Below are 22,385 nucleotides of genomic sequence, written 5' to 3' on the forward strand. Positions count from 1 at the left end.
AACGATTCGAAGTAGGCCTGCTGCCATATTGAACACAGACAACATGGACGGCCTTGTAGGCGTGAATACTACATGAGCAGCCGATAGCGGACCATGCCGCTCCCGGCTGTATATGCGCGGTATTGGAACCCGTTCACGATATCAGTCGATCGACCGCCTCGCGATCCAGCGTCAGCGCATCGATCTTGAGATAGACGGCAGCCTCGTCGGCGATCACCACGGCGTCGGATACTCCCGGGACAGCCAACAGTTGCGTGGCCAGGCGCGTATTCCGCACTGCCGTGGGCGACAATGATAAACGCACGCCCGTGACGTAAGGCGGCTCACGCATGCCCACGGCCACCACCAACCAGGCCAGGCACAGCAGAGCGCAGCCGGCGAAGACCACAGGCAGGCCACCGAGCTGGTACAGCCAGCCGCCGAGGATGCCCCCCAGCGCGGCACCGAGAAACTGGCTGGTGGAATAGACGCCCATGGCCGTACCCTTGCCGCCAGCGGGCGCTACCTTGCTGATCAATGAAGGCAGCGAGGCTTCGAGCAGGTTGAACGCGGCGAAGAACACCACCATCCCCAGCACCAGCCCGTGCAAACCCACCCCACCCAGCCAGAAGAACAGCTCGCACGCCAGCAGCACCGCGACGGCGCCCGCCAGCACGTGCTTCATGCGGCGCTTCTTCTCGCCATAGACGATGAAGGGGATCATCCCCACGAAACCGGCGAGCAAGGCGACCAGATAGACCCACCAGTGCTCTTCCCTGGGCAGGCCGCCCAGGTCGACCAGTGCCAGCGGCAGCGCGACGAAGCTGGCCATGAGCACCGCATGCAATACCAGGATGCCGAAATCCAGCCGCAACAGATCGCCATTGCGCAAGGTCGCGGCCAGTGCCTGCCGCGCTACCCCGGACTCCCGGTGGCTCAGGCGCACAGGCGCCTTCGGCATGGTCAGCATGATGAGGATCCCCAGCAAGGCCATCATCGCAGTCACCCAGAACAGCCCGGCGAGGCCGAAATGACGGGTCAGCAGCGGCCCCATGACCATGGCCGCAGCGAATGAAAGACCGATGCTCATGCCGATCAGCGCCATCGCCTTGGTACGATGCTGCTCACGGGTGAGGTCCGACAGCAGTGCCATTACCGCGGCCGAAATGGCGCCGACACCCTGCAATACACGCCCGGCGATAACACCCCAGATCGAGTCGGCACACGCGGCCAGCGCGGCCCCCGCGGCGAACACCAGCAAACCGGCATAGATGACCGGCAAGCGCCCGATACGGTCGGAAAGCATGCCAAAGGGAATCTGCAGGGCGGCCTGGGTCAGGCCATAGGCACCGATAGCCAGGCCGATCAGCGCGGGCGTCGCGCCCTCCAGGCCCATGCCATAGGTGGCCAGAACGGGCAGCACCATGAACATGCCGAGCATGCGGAAGGCGAACACCAGCGACAGGCCACCCGCAGCGCGCATTTCACCAGCGCTCATGCGCCCGTTGTATGGATCCTGCATCGAAATCTCGTCTGAATTGAACCGGCAGCGATTCTAGCAGCCATCATGGGCATGGCACAGGCGTCCAACTTGCCGCACCCTACGGCCATCCGGCTGTCCCTTCCGGACTCAGGGCGATCGCGCTATGCCGTTAACCGGCAAGGTGCCTCGATAAAAGCGCTGGAGGCTGGAAAGCTGGACGAAAAACACCGACCGCCACGCTCTTTCGTCCAGCCTCGAGCGCTTCCAGCGCTGTTTTCGGCTGTTTGCCGTGTATAGCGCGATCGCCCTGCTTCCCGGCTCTTTGCTTGAAGCTTGAAGCTTGCCGCTTGAAGCTGCTTTATACTCGCCCGTTTTCCCCTGCCGCGAGGCTGCCGTGGACAAGATCCTGATTCGTGGGGCGCGCACCCATAACCTGAAAAACATCGACCTGACCCTGCCCCGCGACAAACTGATCGTGATCACTGGCCTGTCCGGCTCCGGCAAATCGTCGCTGGCCTTCGACACCCTCTATGCGGAAGGGCAGCGCCGCTATGTCGAATCGCTGTCGGCCTATGCCCGGCAATTCCTCTCGATGATGGAAAAGCCCGATGTCGATACCATCGAAGGGTTGTCGCCGGCCATCTCCATTGAGCAGAAATCCACCTCGCACAACCCGCGCTCCACCGTCGGCACCATCACCGAGATCTACGACTACCTGCGCCTGCTCTACGCTCGCGTAGGCATCCCGCGCTGCCCCGACCACGACATTCCGCTGGAAGCGCAGACCGTCAGCCAGATGGTCGACCAGGTCCTGGCGCTGCCCGAGGGCAGCAAGCGCATGTTGCTGGCCCCGGTGATCCGCGAACGCAAGGGTGAGCACCTGGCGGTGTTCGACGAACTGCGCGCCCAGGGCTTCGTCCGCGTGCGGGTCAATGGCCGCCTGTACGAACTGGACGAAGCGCCCAAGCTGGACAAGCAGAAAAAGCACTCCATCGACGTGGTGGTCGACCGCTTCAAGGTGCGCGCGGACCTGCAGCAGCGCTTGGCGGAATCCTTCGAGACGGCGCTCAACATGGCCGACGGCATCGCCCTGGTGGCGCCACTTCCCGACGAAGGCGACAAACAGCAAGGCAATGACGATGCCGAGGAAATCATCTTCTCCGCACGCTTTGCCTGCCCGGTCTGCGGCCATTCGATCAGCGAGCTGGAACCCAAGCTGTTCTCCTTCAACAACCCGGCCGGCGCCTGCCCGACCTGCGACGGCCTGGGCGTCAAGCAGTTCTTCGACGGCAAGCGCCTGGTCAACGGCGAACTGACCCTGGCCGAAGGCGCCATCCGTGGCTGGGACCGGCGCAACGTCTATTACTTCCAGATGCTCGGCTCGCTGGCCGCGCACTACGGTTTCAGCCTGGACGAACCCTTCGGTTCGCTGCCGGCGGCGCAACAGAAAGTCATCCTCCACGGCAGCGGCCGGGACAACGTGCAGTTCCGCTACCTGAACGACCGTGGCGATATCGTCACCCGTTCGCACCCGTTCGAAGGCATCATCCCCAACCTCGAACGTCGCTACCGCGAAACCGAATCCAACAGCGTCCGCGAGGAACTGGCCAAGTACCTCAGCACCCAGCCCTGCCCGGACTGCCACGGCACCCGCCTGCGGCGCGAGGCGCGCCACGTCTGGGTCGGCGAGAAGACCCTGCCGGCGGTGACGCGCCTGCCGGTCGGCGATGCCAGCGACTATTTCAGCGGCCTGCAACTGAGCGGCCAGCGCGGGCAGATCGCCGACAAGATCCTCAAGGAAATCCGCGAGCGCCTGCAGTTCCTGGTCAACGTCGGCCTCGACTACCTGACCCTCGACCGCAGCGCCGACACCCTGTCCGGCGGCGAGGCGCAGCGTATCCGCCTGGCCAGCCAGATCGGCGCCGGCCTGGTGGGCGTGATGTATATCCTCGACGAGCCGAGCATCGGCCTGCACCAGCGCGACAACGAACGCCTGCTGGCGACCCTGAACCACCTGCGCAACCTCGGCAACACAGTGATCGTGGTCGAACACGACGAGGACGCCATCCGCATGGCCGACTACGTGGTGGACATCGGCCCCGGTGCCGGCGTGCATGGCGGGCGCATCGTCGCCGAAGGCACGCCGGAGGAAGTCATGGCCAATCCGGCCTCGCTGACCGGCAGGTACCTGTCCGGCGCCGAACGCATCCGCTACCCGGCCCAGCGCACAGCGCGCGACCGCAAGAAACTGCTGAAGCTGAAAGGCGCGCGCGGCAACAACCTGCGCAACGTCGACCTGGAAATCCCGGTCGGCCTGCTGACCTGCATCACCGGCGTCTCCGGCTCGGGCAAGTCGACCCTGATCAACAACACCCTGTTCCCGATCACCGCCACCGCGCTCAATGGCGCCAACAGCCTGGAAGTCGCGCCTTACGACGCGTTCGATGGCCTGCAGCACCTGGACAAGGTGGTGGATATCGACCAGAGCCCGATTGGCCGCACACCGCGCTCCAACCCGGCCACCTACACCGGGCTGTTCACGCCGATCCGCGAACTCTTCGCCGGCGTACCGGAAGCCCGCTCGCGCGGCTACGGCCCGGGGCGCTTCTCCTTCAACGTCAAGGGTGGGCGCTGCGAAGCCTGCCAGGGCGACGGCGTGATCAAGGTGGAAATGCACTTCCTGCCGGACATCTACGTGCCCTGCGACGTGTGCAAGGGCCATCGCTACAACCGCGAAACCCTGGAAGTGAAGTACAAGGGCAAGAACATCCACGAAGTGCTGGAGATGACCATCGAGGACGCCCGTGGCTTCTTCGACGCGGTGCCGGCGGTGGCGCGCAAGCTGCAGACGCTGATCGACGTGGGCCTGTCCTATATCAAGCTGGGGCAGAGTGCGACCACCCTTTCCGGTGGCGAGGCGCAGCGGGTCAAGCTGAGCCGCGAGCTGTCCAAGCGCGATACCGGCAAGACCCTGTATATCCTCGACGAACCGACCACCGGCCTGCACTTCGCCGATATCCAGCAACTGCTCGACGTACTGCACCGCCTGCGCGACCACGGCAACACGGTGGTGGTGATCGAGCACAACCTGGACGTGATCAAGACCGCCGACTGGCTGGTCGACCTCGGCCCCGAGGGCGGCTCGCGCGGCGGGCAGATCATCGCCACCGGCACCCCGGAGGATGTGGCCGCCAACCCGGCCTCCCACACCGGGCATTTCCTCGGCCCGCTGCTGGAGCGCGAGCGGAGCTAGCGCGACATCGGTAAAGGGTAAAGCCGAAAGAAGCGCTGGAGGCTAAGCGCCGGACGAAAAGGTGAGCATTCCACCTCGTCCAGCCTCGAGCCTCCAGCGCTTCTTTCGGCTGTTGGAAGAGCCTCTACGCGATCATCATCTTCACAGCAAAGAAACCACGGCCAGCAATGGCCAGCCCAGGGCTGCGAGCGCAACCGACAGACGCGGGCCATAAGGCAGCAGCAGAACCAGCGCCAGCGCAGCCATCGAGCTTGCCCCGAACCAGCCAACCGGCCCCATCGCCCAGCCCCAATGCAGAACACAGATAGCGAAGCTGCCGGCCAGCGCCACCCAGCCGGTGGCACGCAGGGTACGACGCAACCAGACGGCCGGAGCCTGTTGCCAGACCTGCTTGTAATGCCGCTCCAGCCCCAGGCACAGGGCCAGCATGCCGACATAAGCCAACAACACCCCCTCGAAAAATGCAGCACTCATATCAGACCGCCTCCGCCAATGCCTTGCCGGCACGCCTGGGCGGGCGCTCTTTCGGTGGCTGCCCGAGTTTCCAGCCAGTCCAGCCCAACAGCAGGCCGATGCCGACCGACGTTACCTCCAGCCAGGCATGCTCACCGCGGTTTTCCACCAGCAGGTTCAGCAGCGGCAAAGCCAGGCACAACAACGCGGCCAGCACCAACTGTTCGCGCCAGGCCTTCAGCCATGGACGCACGATGGCATGCCCCAGCGTCGCCAGCCAGACCAGGAAGAACACCCGGACTTCCCAGTTACCGCGCAGTTCCAGTTCCACCGGCAACAACCTGTTGGCCCACAACAGAGAAACGCAGGCAAGCGCCAAGCCAGCCACCACCGCCACATTCAGCCGCTCGGCCACGTGATACAGCAGCGCCCCGACAGCCCCCTCTGCATCATGTCGGCGACGGCGCTTGACGGTGAACAGCACCACGCCCGTAGCAATCATCGCGCAACTGGCCAGGCTGCAGAGGAAGTACAGCCAGCGCATCGGATAACCGCCGAACTGGGCAAAATGCAAGCCAGCCATCACTTTCTGCGTCAACTGGCTAACATTGCTCTCCGCCGGCTGACGCAGTACTACGCCGCTGACCCCGTCGAACTGCATGCTCCGCCCCTTGGTCAGCTCGATGATATTGCCCAGCACGGGGCGAGCCTCGATACGCGCATCGCTGCGCCCCGGATTCTGGATGGACAGCCCGGAAACCTCGCCCATGAGCCGCTCGGCCTCGGCCAGTAACGGCCCCAACGCCGTAAGGGGAACCCTCTCGGAAGGCATGGCAGAATCCAACTGACCAGCGGACGGCCCGGCCCGGTTGGAACCTCTCTCACCGCGCTCGGCCGATTGCTCGGGCCGGCTGAAACCCCGCGCGCCCTGCTCACCCGGCGGCACGCCCTGACTGGAGGCACGACCGGTATCCGCGACGGATGGCCCACCTCGATTGAAACCACGTTCAGCGTTTTCCCCGGGCTGATCGGCCGCTCCCCTTGGCCTCTCCTGTTGCGCCACCTGTTGCGCTCCGCCGCGGTTGCCGCCACGGCCAAAGCCTTCGTCACGGTTACCATCGAACAAGGCATCCACCGCAGCCGGCATATACACGAGATAGAAAATCACCAATCCGGTGTAGGTGATCATCAAGTGGAACGGCAGCACCAGCACCCCGGTGGCGTTGTGCGCATCCAGCCAGGAACGCTGCCCCTTGGCCGGGCGGAAGGTGAAGAACTCCTTGAAGAACTTCTTGTGAATCACGATCCCGCTGATCAGGGCGACCAGCATCGCCATTGCCGCCAGCCCGACGACCCAGATACCGATGTTACGCGGCAGATTGAGGGTGTAGTGGAAACGGAAGAAAAAGTTGCCTCCGGCGGTTTCACGAACATCCAGGGGCTCGCCGCTGTGCGGGTCCAGTTGCTGGCCCCCGCCACGCCGTTGCTCACCGGCTGACACCGTCAGGCTTGGCGAACGCTCGGTCGGCAAGCCGATGTTCCACGCAGTGGCATCGCCATGGTGTGTCTGCAGATAGTCGATGGCGACCTGCGCCGCCTCGACCTGATCGAGGCTGTGCGCAGGTATTTCCGGACGCATCCAGCCGTCTATCTCCCTGTCGAATACGGCCAGGGTTCCCGTCAGAAAGATGGCGAACAGCAGCCAGCCGAAAATCAGGCCACTCCAGGTATGCAGCCAGGACAGCGACTGCGTGATGGTTTTCGACTTCGGCTTCATCCCAGCACCTCCAGCAGTTTCGGCCAGAAGCCGAGAGCGGCCAGCGGCAGCGCCAGCGCGATACCCATCCAGGCCCGCCAGGCACTACGACAGGCGAAGACCCAGAGGATAATCAGTGTGTAAACCACGAAAGCCGGCAGGGTCGCCACAATCACCGCATCAGCCTTTTCCAGCGGCAACAGTCGCGCCAGAGCAGCGGTGAACGCGTAAGTGAACAGGTAGCCGCCAAGGATGGCAGCCAAGATACGTGACAACACCGGCCAGGTGACACGGGAGAAGCTCATGGTCGGATTTCCTCAAATGAACAGGCAGGACGACGAGGGGTATCCATGGTGTTTCGATCTGGATACTTCTCACTCAAAACAGCTCGCATGAACCAGAGACACTGTGTGCCCGGCCCACTGCGTGTGCTTCATTTTTCATGTGGACGGTGGGCCGCCGTCCCACAGTCCTCTACAACCGCTAATTCCAACTGATTCTTTTCAAGCCACTCCGTCAACCTGCCCAAGGCATCTGGGTCAGGCTGCTCGCCCTCACGCAACGGATGTACGCAGCCACGCCACATCAGCATTTGCAAAGACTGCGAAAGCAGCCCGGGCTTCCCGGAAAAGACGGGCAAGCGACTCAACTCATCGAATGAGGTCGGGCACTCTGCCAATCTTTCCAGCAATGGAGAAAAGACTTCCTCAGGCCCCTGGATCTCGCCTATGGGAGTAGCGAAGCTCAAACCGCCCGAGCGTGGCGCACCCGGCAAGAGCCGGAAGCGCATCGCCGCCACACACTCCAGATGTTCCTGTGTGGACAAGCGCACCGGGTTACGCTGAAACAAATCCCTGCGCTGATGCTGGTTCCTGGACAAATCCTTCACTACCTCTCTCAATACAGGCGAGGACAAGTTCGCCAACAGAGGCTGTACGCCACCTGGAATTGATAGGTTATCCAGATTCTCGAACGCATCGGCACTGCCCAGATAGACGACATCGGCTTGCGCCACTAGACGGTGCACATCCACCGAGTGTTGGGGCCGCCAGTGATCGTTCAGGAAATCATGGGCCAGATAGGAGGCATTCTTTTGCTTCAGCGCCTGCACATTGGCACTCAGCGCCGGCTGGTCCCAGAACACTCCCACCTCATCCAGGCGACCGAGCAGATCAATGCCCGCCTGGACATTCTGCTCGGAAGTTCCCGACAACTGATGGGCCAGTTCATTCAGCAGCTTTTGCACCGGGATCATCCGGGTCGCCCCCGGGTGACACATGTAATGCAGATAGAACAACCCTTTGGGCTTCAGCGATTTCGCGACCACCCTCATTACGCTTTGCTGCTGAAGCGGGGAAACCCATGACCAGACGCCATGGGTCACGATAAAGTCGAAGAACAGATTGTTACTCTTGGCAAAGCCGGCAAAGTCTTCCTGGATGAAACGGATATTCTTCAACCCGATGGACTGCGCCGCACTTCTTGCAATGGCCAAGTGCTTTTCATTGAAATCGACGCCCACGAACTGGCCTTGAGGGTTGGTGGCCGCTGCGATCAACAGGTTGATTCCCACTCCGCAACCCAGTTCGCAGTACGAATACGGCGTGGTGATATCAGGGGCAACCGCCCCTAGAAAACCGACCAGGCTGGACAACCAGACAGGCTGTATTTCCTTGTGAAAATGCGCTGGGTAGGGCACATCCAGCACATACCCATCCTTCTTTTTCATCCGCTTGCGCCCCCGATACAGGAATCACCCACAGTACATCTATATACGAAAAGGAAGTTGCCTCCAGAAGTAATCCGGAAGCAACCTCCTCAATACCCTACGCTAAATCCCTCTACCGCCAGGATTTATAGCAGGCTTGCCATCCTGAAATCAGAAGTTCTGCGTCAGCGCAAAGATAAACCTTCTGCCATCCAGGTTATAGGCATAATCGTCATCCGTAGAGACTGTCTTGTTGGTAATGTTATAGACACCCGCCTTCAAACTCAGGTCCTTGTTGGGTTTATACATAAGCCCAAGATCGGCGAACTTATACGAAGGGTAGGTTATACCGTTGGTGCTCGAGCCACTGGTACCTGTCTGCCACCGGCCAGAAGTCTTGCCTCGGTAGTTGGCCTGCGTCCAGAAACTCAACTTGTCAGTCGCCTGCCAGTCCAGGGAGGCATTGAACATATGCTTGGCAACGTTATTGAGAGGCTTGCCGGCATAATCGCCACTCTTCTGTTCCGTGCTGGTATAGGTATAACTATGGCGGTAAACCAGATTATCCAGGACATGGTAATCCAGGGTGAACTCGACCCCTTTCAACTCGGCCTTGTCGACGTTCTCATAGGCCGTGTAGCCATATTGGTGGGCCGGGTAGGTCGTACCGTTATATACACAGGGGACATTCTGCAGACAAACCCGGCCAGTCCGGTTGATCTTGTCTTCATAGTCCGTCTTGTAGACCGTCAAGGTACCGCTGAGGCCCAGTTCGAAGTTCTCGTAGCCGATGCCGAACTCACGATTCAGGCTGGTCTCCGGCGTCAGGTCCGGGTTACCGATGATCACGCCCCCCATGGAAGTGGAACCATAGTCGGTCGCGCTCTGGCGCAGGTTGGGCGCTTTGTAGCCCGACGTGATACCGCCCTTCAACGTGAAGTCGTTGGTCAGGTGGTAGACCGCATAAACCTTGGGACTGAACTGACCACCAAATTTCTGGTTATCGTCATATCGACCACTGAGAGTAAGAAGGAGATCGTCCGTCAAGCTCCAGTTGTCCTCGAGGAAGATGGAGTTCTGGTAACGATCCATTTTGACGATTGCATTGGCAACAGGCACTACCGGTGGTGCCAGACCACTGGTGGCACCATCTTCCAGCTCTTCATACTTGTGGGTGAGGCCACCTGTCACTGTATGTGAACCGAAGAAATAGCTGGCCTGGCTATTGACGGTCAGTACGTCATACTCAATGCTATTGCCGGTTGTCGCGTTGACCCGGGTTGGATTCTCCGACGTATCGTAATTAACGTACGAGTTCCACAGCAGATTTTCGTAGTTACCCTCATGGGAAACATAGTAGTTTTTCTTGACGGATTTGCTGTAGGTTTCATCAGCGCCGTCGGCAAGGCTCTTGCCAGGATTGTGCCAGCGCTCTTGTACCGTATACCCATGCCCCAGAGTCAGCATGTTCTGGTCATTGATATTCCACCCCAGCTTTGCCCCGGCATTCTTCTTCTTGAACTCCGGATCCGAGGAAGCACTATCACTTCCTCCGACAAAGTTACTCTCATCCTGATTCTGGAAAGCCCCAGTCAGTTGCAGAGCCAGAACATCTTCGATCAAAGGAGCATTCAAATAGACGCTGGTCTGAAAGCCATCCTCGTTTATATCGTTGGAACTGTCAGCCAGTGTGTATTCCGACGTGATGCTACCGGCCCACTCATTGCGGATCTTCTTGGTGATGATATTGATCACACCACCCATTGCATCGGAGCCGTAGAGCGACGAAGCCGGGCCACGGATAATCTCGATTCGCTCGATGGCCTCGATAGGCGGCAGGAAATTGATCGGCGTACCGGCCTGTGCGCCGTTCAACCCGAACGCATCATTGCTTTGGGCCGGACGACCATCGATCAGGAACAGCGTGTAATCGGAAGACATGCCTCGGATCATGATGGACTGTTCGACGCCACCACCAGCAATCTGCACACCAGCCACGTTCTTCAGCGCGTCAGTGATATCCGTATAGGATTTCTTCTTCAGCTCCTCCGCAGTAATGACACTGATAGTAGCAGGCGCGTCCTTGACACTCTGCTCGAAACCAGAGGCAGAAACGACCACCGGACCGAGGTCCACTTGTTCTTCTGCAAAAGCCGAACAGGCCAGGGATGTCATTGCTGCAGCCAGTAAAGTCTTATTGAACTGCGGTTGCCGCCTTGCGCTGAGCGGGTGTCTGGTGCGTGACATGTATTTATCTCCAAATGAATCGGAATGATCCAAGCTACCGGCTTTGTGTTTGACTGCAGTCCATCACAGGGAAGCAAAGGCCATGCTCCCCCTGAACAACCGCTCACCGATCAACGACCTTGGCAATCAGGCAGGGCAGATAAGTGCACGCCGTATCCGGAAAGTCGTTGACCACAGAGATGGCCGCAGGGGCAAGTACAGAGAAGGATGGCTGTGCTTGAAGGCAGCAGACACATCGACAACGGCTCCTGCTGTAATGGAAATACACGCAGGAACGAGCGTTTCGTCAGGAACTTTCAGACCCGCCCATTGTCTGCGCAGCGGGTACGAATAGTATATATTCCCATTTGATATAGAATCTAATTTACATTCTATACACTTTTCAGCCGCAGGTTCAGGCGCAGGCCGGGATTTCTGTTCTCCGCCCACAGTTCTCCCCCCTGCAACTGCACCATGCTGCGTGCGATCGCCAATCCCAGGCCAAAACCGCCGCCGCCGGGGCGTGCGACATTGAGCCGGGTGAAAGGCTGGAAGATACGCTCCAGCTCGCCGTCCGCCACTCCCGGCCCCTGGTCTTCGATCCACAGGTGCCAGTAGTCGCCGTCACGGCGACCGGCCAGTCGCACCACGCCATTGGCAGGAGAGTGGCGGATAGCGTTACGCAGGATATTTTCCAGAGCCTGGGCCAGGCCGTTCAGGTTGCCCTGCACCCGGCAATCTTCAGGCAGTTCGCAAGATAGCCGCCCGGCCGACCAACCGGACTCGAAACAGGCGTTCTCGCACAGCACTTCCCATAGACGGGCCACATCCACCAGGCAGAGTGGCAAGTTCGGCCGCTCGGTATCCAGCCAGACCAGCTCCAGGGTATCGCCGACCAACCGCTCCATCCCCTGCACCTCGCGCTCCAGCCGCTGGCGCAGGGTTGCAAGATCCAGATTCTGCTCGGCCGCCACGCTCAGGCGGCTGAGCGGCGTACGCAGCTCATGGGACAGATCGCATAACAGTTGGCGCTGGAACTCAACGGTATGCTCCAGGCGCTCGGCCATATGGTCGAATGCCCGACCCAGTTCGCCAAGCTCGTCCCGGCGCTGCGCCACCGCTCCGGCTCGCGCGCTCAAGTCATCGGCCCGCAGGGCATTGGCCTGGCGGCGCAAAATGGTCAGGGGGGAGATGAACGCACGGTACAGCAGCCCTCCCAGCAGAATGGCCAGGCATACCGGCAATACCTGCTGCAGCAACATGCTCAGCAGCGCCCTCGATTCCTTTGGATTGAAGCGGCGCGGCAACTCCATGACCAGGCGGGACACTCCGTCACTGAACGGAATGTAGACTGTTGGCCAGCCATTCGGCCGCCCCATGCTCCAATCGAGTGCGCGTATGAAACTCAGCCGCGTCCATTCCCGCTCCGACAAAGGCCGGGAAGACAGGGATTGCTGATGCTCATCCACGACCACTGCCCACACGCTCTCCCGCGCGTGCAGCTCCTCGAGAAACTCATCGACGCCCGCCTCGCCACGCGCGCGCCAGACGGCCTCGGCTTCTTGCGCATATTGTGTCAGTTGGAACTTGGCCTCGTCGGAAAGGTGCGAGGTCGCCGCATTGATCCGCTTGCCCAGGTCAATATGCAGGCTCAGCACCAGCAGGCAGAAAATCCCCAGCGCCCCGGCCAGCTTCCACAACAGAGAATGAAAACCGGGCATCTCAATTACCCGGGCGGGTGAACAGATAGCCCTTGCCCCATACCGACTCCACACGCTGGCGTATGTAACCGATGGCCTGCAACTTGCGCCGGACATTGCTTACATGCATGTCCAGGCTGCGGTCATAGCGCGAATAAGCGTGGTGCAGGACCTGCTGATAAAGAAACGGTTTGGTCAGGACCTCCTCGGCGTTCTGCGAGAATGTCTCCATCAGTCGGTATTCGGTAGGTGTCAGCTTCGCCCACTGGCCGTTATGGCAGATATCGCTACGGGCCTCGTCGAACACCAGGTCCGGATCATGGCTGCTGGCTGGCGACTCGCCACGCTCCATCGCGATACGACGAAAGATCGCGTCGATCCGCACGTCCATCTCGGCCAGGCTGAAGGGTTTGGGCAGGTAATCGTCGGCCCCCTGGCTGAAACCACTGATACGGTTCTCCTCATCCCCCAGGGCCGACATCAGCACCACCGGCACCCGCTTCTCGGCGCGCAGGCTGGCCAGCACCTCGAGCCCGCTCAGGCCCGGCATGAGGATGTCCATCAGGACCAGGTCGAAATCCTCCTCCCAGGCACAGTGCAGCCCCTGCTCGCCATCATTCATCAACACCACTTGAGCGCCACGCTGGCCCAGATGCTCGAACAGGTGGGCACCAAGCACGGGGTCATCCTCGACGACCAGAATCCGCAGAGGAGATGAAGAGGCAACCGACATGACATGCATCCGTGAATAAATGCGAATGATTCTACTGGAATCCCGGGCATAGTCGACAGCCAACCGATGAGGCGGCCGGCTCTGCCCATATCTTTCGCATAACGAGAATCGACCATCCGATTCCGAATGCCCGGCCTGCCATCGGGAAGCCGCTGGCTCAGATGCAGATGCGCTGGGGCCCGATGCTCTCCAACAGGCGCCCACCCGGCTGTTGGTCGGTGACCAGCAAGTCCACCTGCTGCCAACTGGCATAGCGCGCCGGATATTGCAGGTCGAATTTCGAGTGATCTGCCACCACCAGGGTACGACGGGCGCGAGCGATCATCGCGCTGTACACCGCGCTGCACTCCAGCAGTGCCTCGGTCGGCCCTTCGCTGCTGAGCCCGCTGGCGCCGATGATCGCGTAATCCGCATTGAATCCCTGGAGGAAGGCGATGGCATGGGCGCCGACAGTCGCCCCCTCGCCCGCCTGATAGTCGCCGGGCAGCAGCAGCACCTGGATGGTCGGGTTGAACGAGAGCACGGTCGCCACCCCGAAGGAATGGGTGATGACCCGCAAGTCCTTCATCTCGATAGCAATCCGCCGCGCCACATGCACCGTGGTCGAGCCCGAGCCGATCAGGATGTTCTTCGCCCCGGCCAACTGGCTGACCGCTTTTCTGGCGATGGCTTCGCGCTCGTCGATGAACAGGCGATGGCGCTCGCTGACGGCCGGCTCGCTCGGGGCCGCCTTCACCGCACCGCCATAGGTGCGGCTGAGATAGCCCTTGCGCGTGAGCTCATCCAGGTCGCGGCGAATGGTTTCCGCCGAAACCTTGTGCAGGTTGGCCAGATCGGCAATGCGCAAGCTGGGGCTGGTGGACAGCTCGGCAAGGATCTTCGACTGGCGGCTGCTTTTGGCTTTGGACATGGACTGGCTCGGCAGGAGACACGACGGGCGAGTCTATATGATGTTGCGACCGCGGCAAAAGAACCAAGGGATGCAAGTCAGGGCAATCGCGCCCAGCCGGAAACAGCGCCGCAAGGCTGGAGGCAGGAAAGCTGGACGAAAGACGGTGGCCGCCGCTGTTTTTCGTCCAGCTTTCCTGCCTCCAGCGGTTTTATCGAAGCCGCTTTCCGGTGAATAACGGCATAGAACAATCGCCCCGGATGGCAAGTGCAAGCGATTTACCACAGCAAAATGTAGCGCATCACACATTAAAATGTGGATGGCGCAAGAATTGCACATGGAAATGTTGAACTATCAACATAAATGAATCCGCGAGGATTGTTTCCATGATGTACGAAACCGAATTCATGGCCCGCCTGGAGTCTGCCCTACGAAGGGCGCTGCCAGCCTGGGACATGCCGCCCGACGCGGCCTTGAGGCTACTTTCGATCTCGGAGAACGCCACCTACCTTGCCGAGGACAAAGGCACGGGCCAGCGTATGGTGTTGCGTATGCAGCGCCCGGAGTACCACAGCGATGCTGAAATCGAATCCGAGCTGGCCTGGGTCGACGCACTGCGAAAATCCGGCCTGGTGCGCACAGCCGAACCACTGCGCACAAAAACCGGGCAGTTGCTGTATCGGGCCGAGGACGGCGACATGATCCATCGTATTACCGCCTTCGAATGGGTAGCCGGCAACGAGCCCGACCAGGGCGACGACCTGGTCCGCTGGTACCGCGTGCTGGGTGCGACCAATGCCCGCCTGCACCAGCACAGCCGCCACTGGCGCAAGCCCGCCGGATTCGTACGCAAGGTGTGGAATTTCGACACCATTGTCGGCCCAGCGGCGCACTGGGGCGACTGGCGCACCGCGCCCGGCCTGGAGGATGCCGACATAGCCCTGCTGGGCCAAGTGGAACGACAACTGCGGCGACTGTGCCAGGCCTACGGGCAGGACAGCGAACGCTTCGGCCTGGTGCACTGCGACATGCGCCTGGCCAACCTGCTGGTCGACGGCGAGCAATTGTGCGTGGTGGACTTCGACGACTGCGGCCTGTCCTGGTACCTGTACGATTTCGCGGCCTGCGTCAGCTTCCTCGAACACGACCCGCGCCTGGAGCAGTTCCTCGCCGCCTGGCTGGAGGGCTATCGTGGCGTCTGCCCGCTGGATGAAAGCGAAACCCGCATGATTCCCGCATTCATCATGCTGCGCCGCCTGCAACTGACGGCCTGGATCGCCAGCCATGCCGAAACGCCGACCGCCCAGAGCATGGGGGCGGACTATGTCAGGGGCACAGTGGAACTGGCCAGGAACTTTCTCGCACGCAACCAGGAAGCAGCCGCATGAAGCATGTCAAACAGATCCTGCAGCTCAACCGCTTCGAAGGTGGCGCCGAGCTGGACGAGCAAACCCGGCAACTGGTGCAGCGGCGTTTCGCCGCCTTCGGCAAGGCCTCGGTGCTGTTCTACGAAAAACCGCTGGAGATCGTCAACGCCAGCGGCGTGCATATGTATGACGCGAGTGGCCGCCAGTATCTGGACCTCTACAACAACGTGCCCTGTGTCGGCCACTGCCATCCACAGGTGGCCGCCGCCATCGGCGAACAGTCGGCACGCCTGGCGACCAACAGCCGCTACCTGTACCGCAACCTCGACGACTACGCCGAGGCGCTGCTGGCGACTTACCCGGGCGAACTGTCGAACCTGGTCATGACCTGCACCGGCAGCGAAGCCAACGACATTGCCCTGCGCATCGCCTGCATGCATTCCGGCGGCACCGGCATCGTGGTCACCTCGACCGCCTACCACGGCAATACCAGCGCGGTGATGGCCGTTTCACCGTCTTCCTACCGCAACGGGCATGCGCTGCCCGCCCACGTTCGCAGCATTCCCGCCCCCAGTGCCCACGACCTGCCGGCGGGCAGCGATGTCGGCGCGGCCTTCGCCGCCGCCCTGCAGGCCGCCATCGACGACATGACGGCTAATGGCATCCGTTTCGCAGGCCTGCTGGTGGACACCATCTTCTCCAGCGACGGGGTCTTCGCCGACCCGCCGGGCTTTCTCCGCCCGGCGCTGGAGGTGGCGCACAAGGCCGGCGGGCTGTTCATCGCCGACGAGGTGCAGCCGGGCTTTGGCCGTACCGGCCAGGGCCACTGGTGCTTTGCCCGCCACGGCATAGTCCCGGACGTGGTGACCATGGGCAAGCCAATGGGCAATGGTTATCCAATGGCGGGCCTGGTGACACGCCCCGAGTTGCTCGATGCCTTCGTACGGGAAACCGGCTACTTCAATACCTTCGGCGCCAACCCGGTGGCAGCGGCGGCCGGCCACGCGGTGCTGCGGGTGCTCGAGCAGGAACGCCTGATCGACAATGCCGGGCGTATGGGCGACTACCTGCGTACGGGTTTGCACAGGCTGGCGGGACGCGATGAGCGCATCGCCGACGTGCGCGGTGCGGGGCTGTTCCTCGGCGTCGAACTGGCCGGTGGCGAACAGTGGCCGAATGCCTCGCTGACGACCCGGGTAATCAACTCGATGAAGGATGAAGGTGTATTGATCGGCGCCGCCGGCGCCTACGGCAATGTGCTCAAGATCCGCCCGCCATTGTGCTTCTCCGAAGCGGACGCCGACTTCTTCCTCGATGCCCTGGAGCGGGTATTGGCCCGAGCCGGCTGACTCGACGGCGGGGCACCGCGTCTATCCGCAGGACGCAGGGGTCTTCACCGCCGCGCCGCCTGGTTGCGAGCGGATTGGCAATAGCGTGGTGGCTTCAGGATCGCAGGGAGCGATCTCGGGATCATCGCCCCTGTGCGAATACCTGGTGGCGGGACGGGACACGCGTGAATACCTTCCTGTAGCTCTTCGCCGCCATCCCTGGCGGCGAAGGCCCCGTCCCGCCACCAGGCCATTCGCACAGTCATCTTCAGCAGCGCCAGTGGGAAAGAGCGCGAAACCGAAAAACCTGCGAATAACCCAGCCCTGCGCCTACGGCTCTTTCCATAGTCGCCTCGGTATTTGCCGCGAGTAGCGCAACCCGCAAGAACTTCGCAAGCCACCCGCCCCCGCTCGATCGCCGTCAGGACTCCAGGGCGGCGGCCGACTCCGGCAGCACCTGCCCGCCATCGACGATCAGTCCCTGGCCGGTAATGAAACCGGCTTCCAGGCTGGCGAAGAACAGCGCGGCATTGGCGATGTCCCGCACCTCCCCCAGCACACCGGTCGGGATGGATGCCGCCATCTGCGCCTGGTACGCCTCCCCCATGCCCTCCAGCCCCTCGGTGCGGATATTCCCGGGCATCACCGCGTTGATGGTGATGCCGTCACGCGCCACTTCCAGCGCAGCGGTACGCATGAACCCCAGTTGCGCGGCCTTGCTCGCGCCATAGTGAGACCAGCCGGGAAAGCCGGTGACCGGGCCGGTGATGGAACTGGTCATTACGATGCGGCCAAAACCGGCCGCTTTCATATAGGGCAGCACCGCCTGGGTACTCAGGAAGGTGGAGCGCACATTGGTCGCCATCACCTCGTCGAACTGCTCCACCGTCATCTCGGCCAGTGCCGCCGAAGGAAAGATGCCGGCATTGGCGGCCAGGATGTCGATGCGCCCATAGCGCTCGACAGCCGCCTCCGCCATCGCCCGGCAAGCCACCGCACTGCTCACATCTGCAGCAAAGGCACTGGCGCCTGCACCAATTTGCTGCGTGACCCGCTCGGCATCCGCCAGCGAACGGGACACCACCAGCACCTGTATTCCCGCCTCGGCGAAACGCCGGGCGATACCCCGACCAATGCCACGGCTGGCGCCGGTGACAATGGCAACGCGACCTTGTAGCGACTCAAACATTTTTTATCACTCCTATCAGTTATATGTTGTGAACACAGCAATTTTCAGACCAGTAGAAAACTGTGCACGCTATTTGCTAACACAGCGTATTAGCAGGCCATAAGACCGATTATCGACCTTGGCCTGGTGAAAAGTGCATGTGGTGATGACAACAAAAATGTTGCAACCACATCCCTTCCCGCAAAGACCCGGCAACAGCCATTCGACGAGTCGCCAATACGGCAGGAGAAACGATGAAAAACCTATCCAGAAGGGACATGCTGAAAATCATGGGCATCGGGGCCAGCGGCATGGCCATGGGCCCCTTGCTCGGCCCGGCCTCGGCGTTTGCCGCCGCGCGCGACAAGGAGCTGAACATCCTGTGCTGGGAAGGCTACAACTCTGCCCAGGTGCTTGACCCATTCCGCGCCCTGAGCGGCGCCACGATCAAGGCCGAGAGCCTGACCAACGACCCGACCATGATCAACCGACTGCGTGGCGGCGAAACCAGGGTCTGGGACCTGATCAACGTGAACAACCCATGGGCGCGCAAGGTGATGGCGCCGGCCGGGCTGATAAAGCCGCTGCCACGGGACGAGTTCGAACCCTTCTTCGACACCATGCTGCCGCAGTTCAAGGCGCCCTACGAGTGGGCGATGAGCGAGGATGGCCAGCAACTGCTGGGCATGGCGCAACGCTTCGGGCCTTTCAATTACGTGGTCAACACCGACCGCATCAGCCGCGCCACCGCCGAGGACACGGGCTGGGACCTGTTCAACGATCCCGCCCTGAACGGCAAGTACGGCATCCAGGAATCCGATGACTGGAACGTCTTCGACATCTTCCTGATCGCCGGCATCAACCCCTTCGTGGCGCATAGCGGCGAAGAAATGCAGCGCTTCGAGCAGACCGCCGTCAAGGTGTTCAAGGGTGCACGCATGGTCAGCGACGTGGCCAGCCTGAACCAGGCCATTGTCTCCGGCGAGATCGACCTGTACCTGACCGGCGGCACCTACACCGCCTCGCCGGCCCGGGCCGACGGCTACCCGGAGATCCGCGGCATCACGCCATTGCGCGGACCGGTCGATGGCAAGGGCGGTGTCAGTTGGGTGGAAGTCACCTCGGTGGTCAACAACCCCAACCTCTCGCCCCTCGCCTACGACTTCCTCAAATACGTGCAGCAACCCGAGGTCGCCCACCAGGTCGCCTTCGCAGAAGGCACCTTCAACCCGGTCAGCCAGATGGGCAATCCCGAGTGCTTCAAGCTGTTCAGCAAGGAGGAGCTGGAAATCCTGCAGTGGGACAGCCTGGAGGAAGAGATGGCGCGCTGCGTCGCGTACGACATCGTTCCCGAGTATGACCAGGCGCTGGAAATCATCAGTGCCGCCAAACGCATGCGTTGATTCCCCCGCTCCCAGGACACGACCATGACGGCAGATACGAGCAAACCCAGCAGCAAAAAAGCACTTCCGGTTCTGCAACTGGTGAATGTTTGCCGCAGCTTCGGCGACTTCACGGCAGTGAGCGGCATTTCCCTGGATATTCGCGAGGGCGAGTTCCTCACCATCGTCGGGCCCTCCGGCTCCGGCAAGACCACCATGCTGCGGATGCTGGCGGGCATGGATGCCCCCAGCAGCGGCAACATCACCCTGCGCGGCGAGCTGATCAACCAGGTACCGGCCCGGCGGCGCCCCACCTGCCTGGTGTTCCAGTCGCTGGCGCTGTTCCCGCACAAGAGCGTGGGCGAGAACATCGAATTCCCGCTCAAGGTGAAGAAGATGCCGCCCGCCCAGCGCAGGGAGCGTGCCCTGGAACTGCTGCGCATGCTGCGGCTACCCGAGGACTACTACGGCAAGAATGTGATGAAGTGCTCCGGCGGCGAACGCCAGCGCGTCGCCCTGGCCCGCGCCTTCGCCTACGACCCGGATGTGCTGCTGTTCGACGAACCGTTGTCGGCCCTGGACTACAAGCTGAAGAAAGTGCTGGAAAAGGAGCTCAAGGACCTGCACCGCACCACCGGCAAAACCTTCATCTACATCACCCACTCGCTGGAGGAAGCCATGGTCATGTCCGACCGCATCGCGGTCATGCGTGGCGGCCGGGTGGTGCAGATCGGCGACCCGGAAACCATCTACGCCAATCCGGCCGACGACTTCGTCGCCGAATTCTTCGGGGAAGTGAACAAGTTCCGCGTCAGCTTCAGCCATGCCGGCGGCTGGTACGACGAAGCCACTGCGCAACGACTGGAAATCCACCCTGGCACGGAGCTGGCCAGCGCCACCGAGGCACTGGTAGTGGTGCGCCCCGAGTACATGCACTTCGTCGAGGCTGGCGGCCACTATGACAACGTCCTCGAGGGCGAGGTGTTCAACGAGTATTCGCTGGGCTCGCGCATCCAGTACCAGGTGCGCTGCGCCGACACCAGCGTACTGGTGGAAGTGCCCCGCACCTGGTCCGGCAGCGTGCGGGCCGGCGACCGGGTGAGCATAGGCTTCAATGCCAGCGATGCGCTGGTCGCAGGAGTATGAGCATGGCCAGCTATTCTCTTCTGCGCTTGCCGGCGGGCCCGCGCTGCGCCGCTCCGGTGATGCTGTTCCTGCTGGCAGGCTTCGTCGCGCCGCTGGTCATGGTGGTCGCCTATGCCTTCGCCACACCCAGGAGCTTCGACGTATTCGGCTCCTTCAGCCTGGCCAACTTCGCCAGCGTGCTCGACCCATCGGGCACGCTATGGACCTCCTTCGCCTGGTCGATCGGCCTGGCCCTGGCCTGCACCCTGCTGCTGGCGCTGATCGCCTACCCGATCGCCTATGGCCTGAACCATGTATTCGGCCGCTGGTCATCGCTGGTCAGCGTGCTCTTCGTGTTTCCGCTGTTCGTCTCGGAAAACGTGCGCCTGTATGGCTGGGTACAGTTTTTCATCAAGGGTGGCGTCATCGACGGACTGCTCAAGTCCTGGGGCCTGGGCAGCGGCCCGGAAGTGCTGTACACACCGGAAATCACCCTTTTCGGCATGGTCTATGTGTACCTGCCGTTCATGTTGTTCCCGATGACCCTGGGGCTGTCGATGGTGCCGCGCGACCTGCTCGACGCCGCCGCCGACCTGGGCGCCAACCGGCTGATGATCTGGCGCGAAGTGGAACTGCCGCTGGCCATGCCCGGCATCATGATCGGCATGCTGCTGACCTTCGTCCTGTCGGTGGGCGCCGTGGCCGAGGCGAAGATTCTCGGTGGGCAATCGGTGATCACCGTGGTGCACGATATCGAGATCGCCTTCACCTATGCGCAGAACTGGCCGCTGGGCGCCGCACTGGCGGTCATCCTGGTCGTACTGATCGGTGGCCTGACCCTCTGGGCCTTGTCCCGGCTCGATCTCGACCGTGTTCTGGGAGGACGCTGACATGTACGATCAGGCACGCCGCCGTTCCGACTTCTTCATCCGTCTGTGGGTCGCCTTCGTCCTGCTGGCGATCTACCTGCCGATACTCTGCAGCGCCCTGGCGGGGCTATCCAAGAGCCGCTATTTCGTATTCCCGGTACGCCAGTATTCCAGCGAGTGGTGGCAGCGCACACTGAACTCGGTGGAAGTACGGACCCTGGTCGACAACTCCATCAGCATCGCCCTGCTGGTCACCGCCATCTCCGTGCTACTGGCGTTCTTCGGCGCCCTGGCCTTCGCCCGCTACGACTGGAAAGGCCGCAAGCTGTACCAGAAGCTGCTGCTGTTGCCGATCTTCTTCCCGCAGGCGGTACTGGGCCTGGCGCTGCTGCTGTGGCTGAACGCCCTGGGCATCATGCCGAGCTGGAAGACCGCGGTACTGGCGCATCTGGTCTGGATAGTGCCAGTGGTGACCCTGGTGATCGCGATCAAGGTCTACAGCTACGACGCCACCCTGGAAGAAGCTGCGGTGGACCTGGGCGCCAGCCGCTGGATGGTGTTCCGCGAAGTCACCCTGCCACTGTTGTGGCCTGGGATCTGGTCCGGTGCGCTGTTCGCCTTCCTGCTGTCCTGGGGCAACTTCCCACTGTCGCTGTATACCGCCGGCGCCGACTCAACGGTTCCCAAGTGGCTGTATTCGAAGATGGTTTCCGGCTACACGCCGATGGTCCCGGCGCTGGGCACCATGAGTACCCTGGCCGCCATGGCGGTACTGCTCCTGGCGGCACTGCTGGGCATCGGCCTGCGCCGGTTCCGGGCGCACCAGGAGAAGTGACAACTTGTTCACGGTGACGGCGACACGCTGCCAGGGCATTCATGCGACTGCCCTGGCACAGGTCTTGAGAGAACAGCGGAGCCAGTCCAGAATGCCCTCATGACCACCCTCCCCCAGCCACCCTTCTGCAG

Annotated in this window: 17 protein-coding genes; 7 read left to right on the top strand and 10 right to left on the bottom strand. The window is 61.8% G+C overall.

The annotated features are described in order from the left end of the window. Positions 1–133: 133 nt before the first annotated feature. The gene (locus DNJ95_RS13800) at positions 134–1,501 is read right to left on the bottom strand and encodes an MFS transporter (protein WP_131185309.1); all 1,368 of its coding nucleotides are present in this window, start codon (positions 1,499–1,501) and stop codon (positions 134–136) included. Between the two features lie 355 nt (positions 1,502–1,856). On the opposite strand from DNJ95_RS13800, the gene uvrA reads away from it, so the two are divergent. Then, entirely contained in the window at positions 1,857–4,715 is a 2,859-nt protein-coding gene (gene uvrA, locus DNJ95_RS13805; protein ID WP_131185310.1) for an excinuclease ABC subunit UvrA, read from the top strand. Positions 4,716–4,856: 141 nt separating this feature from the next. Here the strand turns inward: uvrA and DNJ95_RS13810 are convergent, their stop codons facing one another. The 8 genes from DNJ95_RS13810 to DNJ95_RS13845 all read right to left on the bottom strand — a co-directional run bounded on the left by DNJ95_RS13810 (position 4,857) and on the right by DNJ95_RS13845 (position 14,201). Further along, positions 4,857–5,189, bottom strand: coding sequence for a DUF3325 domain-containing protein (locus tag DNJ95_RS13810; protein WP_131185311.1), 333 nt, complete (start codon positions 5,187–5,189; stop codon positions 4,857–4,859). A gap of 1 nt (position 5,190) precedes the next feature. Then, positions 5,191–6,945, bottom strand: coding sequence for a PepSY-associated TM helix domain-containing protein (locus DNJ95_RS13815; protein WP_131185312.1), 1,755 nt, complete (start codon positions 6,943–6,945; stop codon positions 5,191–5,193). After that, on the bottom strand, positions 6,942–7,229 hold the full coding sequence (locus DNJ95_RS13820; RefSeq protein WP_131185313.1) for a DUF3649 domain-containing protein: 288 nt from the start codon (positions 7,227–7,229) through the stop codon (positions 6,942–6,944). Before DNJ95_RS13820 ends, DNJ95_RS13815 begins: the two co-directional genes overlap by 4 nt. A 128-nt stretch (positions 7,230–7,357) precedes the next feature. Then, positions 7,358–8,653, bottom strand: coding sequence for a class I SAM-dependent methyltransferase (locus DNJ95_RS13825; RefSeq protein WP_131185314.1), 1,296 nt, complete (start codon positions 8,651–8,653; stop codon positions 7,358–7,360). A gap of 150 nt (positions 8,654–8,803) precedes the next feature. Further along, positions 8,804–10,879, bottom strand: a complete 2,076-nt coding sequence (locus DNJ95_RS13830; protein WP_131185315.1) for a TonB-dependent receptor domain-containing protein — start codon at positions 10,877–10,879, stop codon at positions 8,804–8,806. A 371-nt stretch (positions 10,880–11,250) separates the two neighbouring features. Next, positions 11,251–12,585, bottom strand: coding sequence for a sensor histidine kinase (locus tag DNJ95_RS13835; RefSeq protein WP_131185324.1), 1,335 nt, complete (start codon positions 12,583–12,585; stop codon positions 11,251–11,253). Then, positions 12,581–13,291, bottom strand: a complete 711-nt coding sequence (locus tag DNJ95_RS13840; RefSeq protein WP_131185316.1) for a response regulator transcription factor — start codon at positions 13,289–13,291, stop codon at positions 12,581–12,583. Before DNJ95_RS13840 ends, DNJ95_RS13835 begins: the two co-directional genes overlap by 5 nt. Before the next feature lie 157 nt (positions 13,292–13,448). Then, complete coding sequence (locus DNJ95_RS13845) at positions 13,449–14,201, bottom strand: DeoR/GlpR family DNA-binding transcription regulator (RefSeq protein WP_131185317.1); 753 nt, start codon at positions 14,199–14,201, stop codon at positions 13,449–13,451. A gap of 365 nt (positions 14,202–14,566) precedes the next feature. On the opposite strand from DNJ95_RS13845, the gene DNJ95_RS13850 reads away from it, so the two are divergent. Together DNJ95_RS13850 and DNJ95_RS13855 are read left to right on the top strand one after the other, a co-directional pair. Beyond that, a complete protein-coding gene (locus tag DNJ95_RS13850; RefSeq protein ID WP_165491629.1) occupies positions 14,567–15,568 on the top strand; it encodes a phosphotransferase enzyme family protein in 1,002 nt (333 codons plus the stop codon). Next, positions 15,565–16,896: an aspartate aminotransferase family protein gene (locus DNJ95_RS13855; protein WP_131185318.1), complete on the top strand. Its 1,332-nt coding sequence runs from the start codon at positions 15,565–15,567 to the stop codon at positions 16,894–16,896. The genes DNJ95_RS13850 and DNJ95_RS13855 overlap by 4 nt, the downstream gene beginning before the upstream one ends. Positions 16,897–17,296: 400 nt before the next feature. Here DNJ95_RS13855 and fabG read toward each other — a convergent pair whose 3' ends face one another. Then, the gene (gene fabG / locus DNJ95_RS13860; protein WP_131185319.1) at positions 17,297–18,064 is read right to left on the bottom strand and encodes a 3-oxoacyl-ACP reductase FabG; all 768 of its coding nucleotides are present in this window, start codon (positions 18,062–18,064) and stop codon (positions 17,297–17,299) included. Positions 18,065–18,297: 233 nt separating this feature from the next. On the opposite strand from fabG, the gene DNJ95_RS13865 reads away from it, so the two are divergent. Genes DNJ95_RS13865 through DNJ95_RS13880 form a run of 4 tightly spaced genes read left to right on the top strand, consistent with a single transcriptional unit; the run spans position 18,298 to position 22,254 of the window. Continuing rightward, complete coding sequence (locus tag DNJ95_RS13865) at positions 18,298–19,446, top strand: ABC transporter substrate-binding protein (RefSeq protein ID WP_131185320.1); 1,149 nt, start codon at positions 18,298–18,300, stop codon at positions 19,444–19,446. A 24-nt stretch (positions 19,447–19,470) separates the two neighbouring features. Continuing rightward, positions 19,471–20,571, top strand: coding sequence for an ABC transporter ATP-binding protein (locus DNJ95_RS13870; RefSeq protein ID WP_131185321.1), 1,101 nt, complete (start codon positions 19,471–19,473; stop codon positions 20,569–20,571). Positions 20,572–20,573: 2 nt separating this feature from the next. Further along, complete coding sequence (locus DNJ95_RS13875) at positions 20,574–21,440, top strand: ABC transporter permease (protein WP_207388771.1); 867 nt, start codon at positions 20,574–20,576, stop codon at positions 21,438–21,440. Between the two features lies 1 nt (position 21,441). Further along, positions 21,442–22,254: an ABC transporter permease gene (locus DNJ95_RS13880; protein WP_131185323.1), complete on the top strand. Its 813-nt coding sequence runs from the start codon at positions 21,442–21,444 to the stop codon at positions 22,252–22,254. Positions 22,255–22,385: the final 131 nt, after the last annotated feature.

Source organism: Stutzerimonas kirkiae (assembly GCF_004327335.1).
Lineage (GTDB): Bacteria > Pseudomonadota > Gammaproteobacteria > Pseudomonadales > Pseudomonadaceae > Stutzerimonas > Stutzerimonas kirkiae.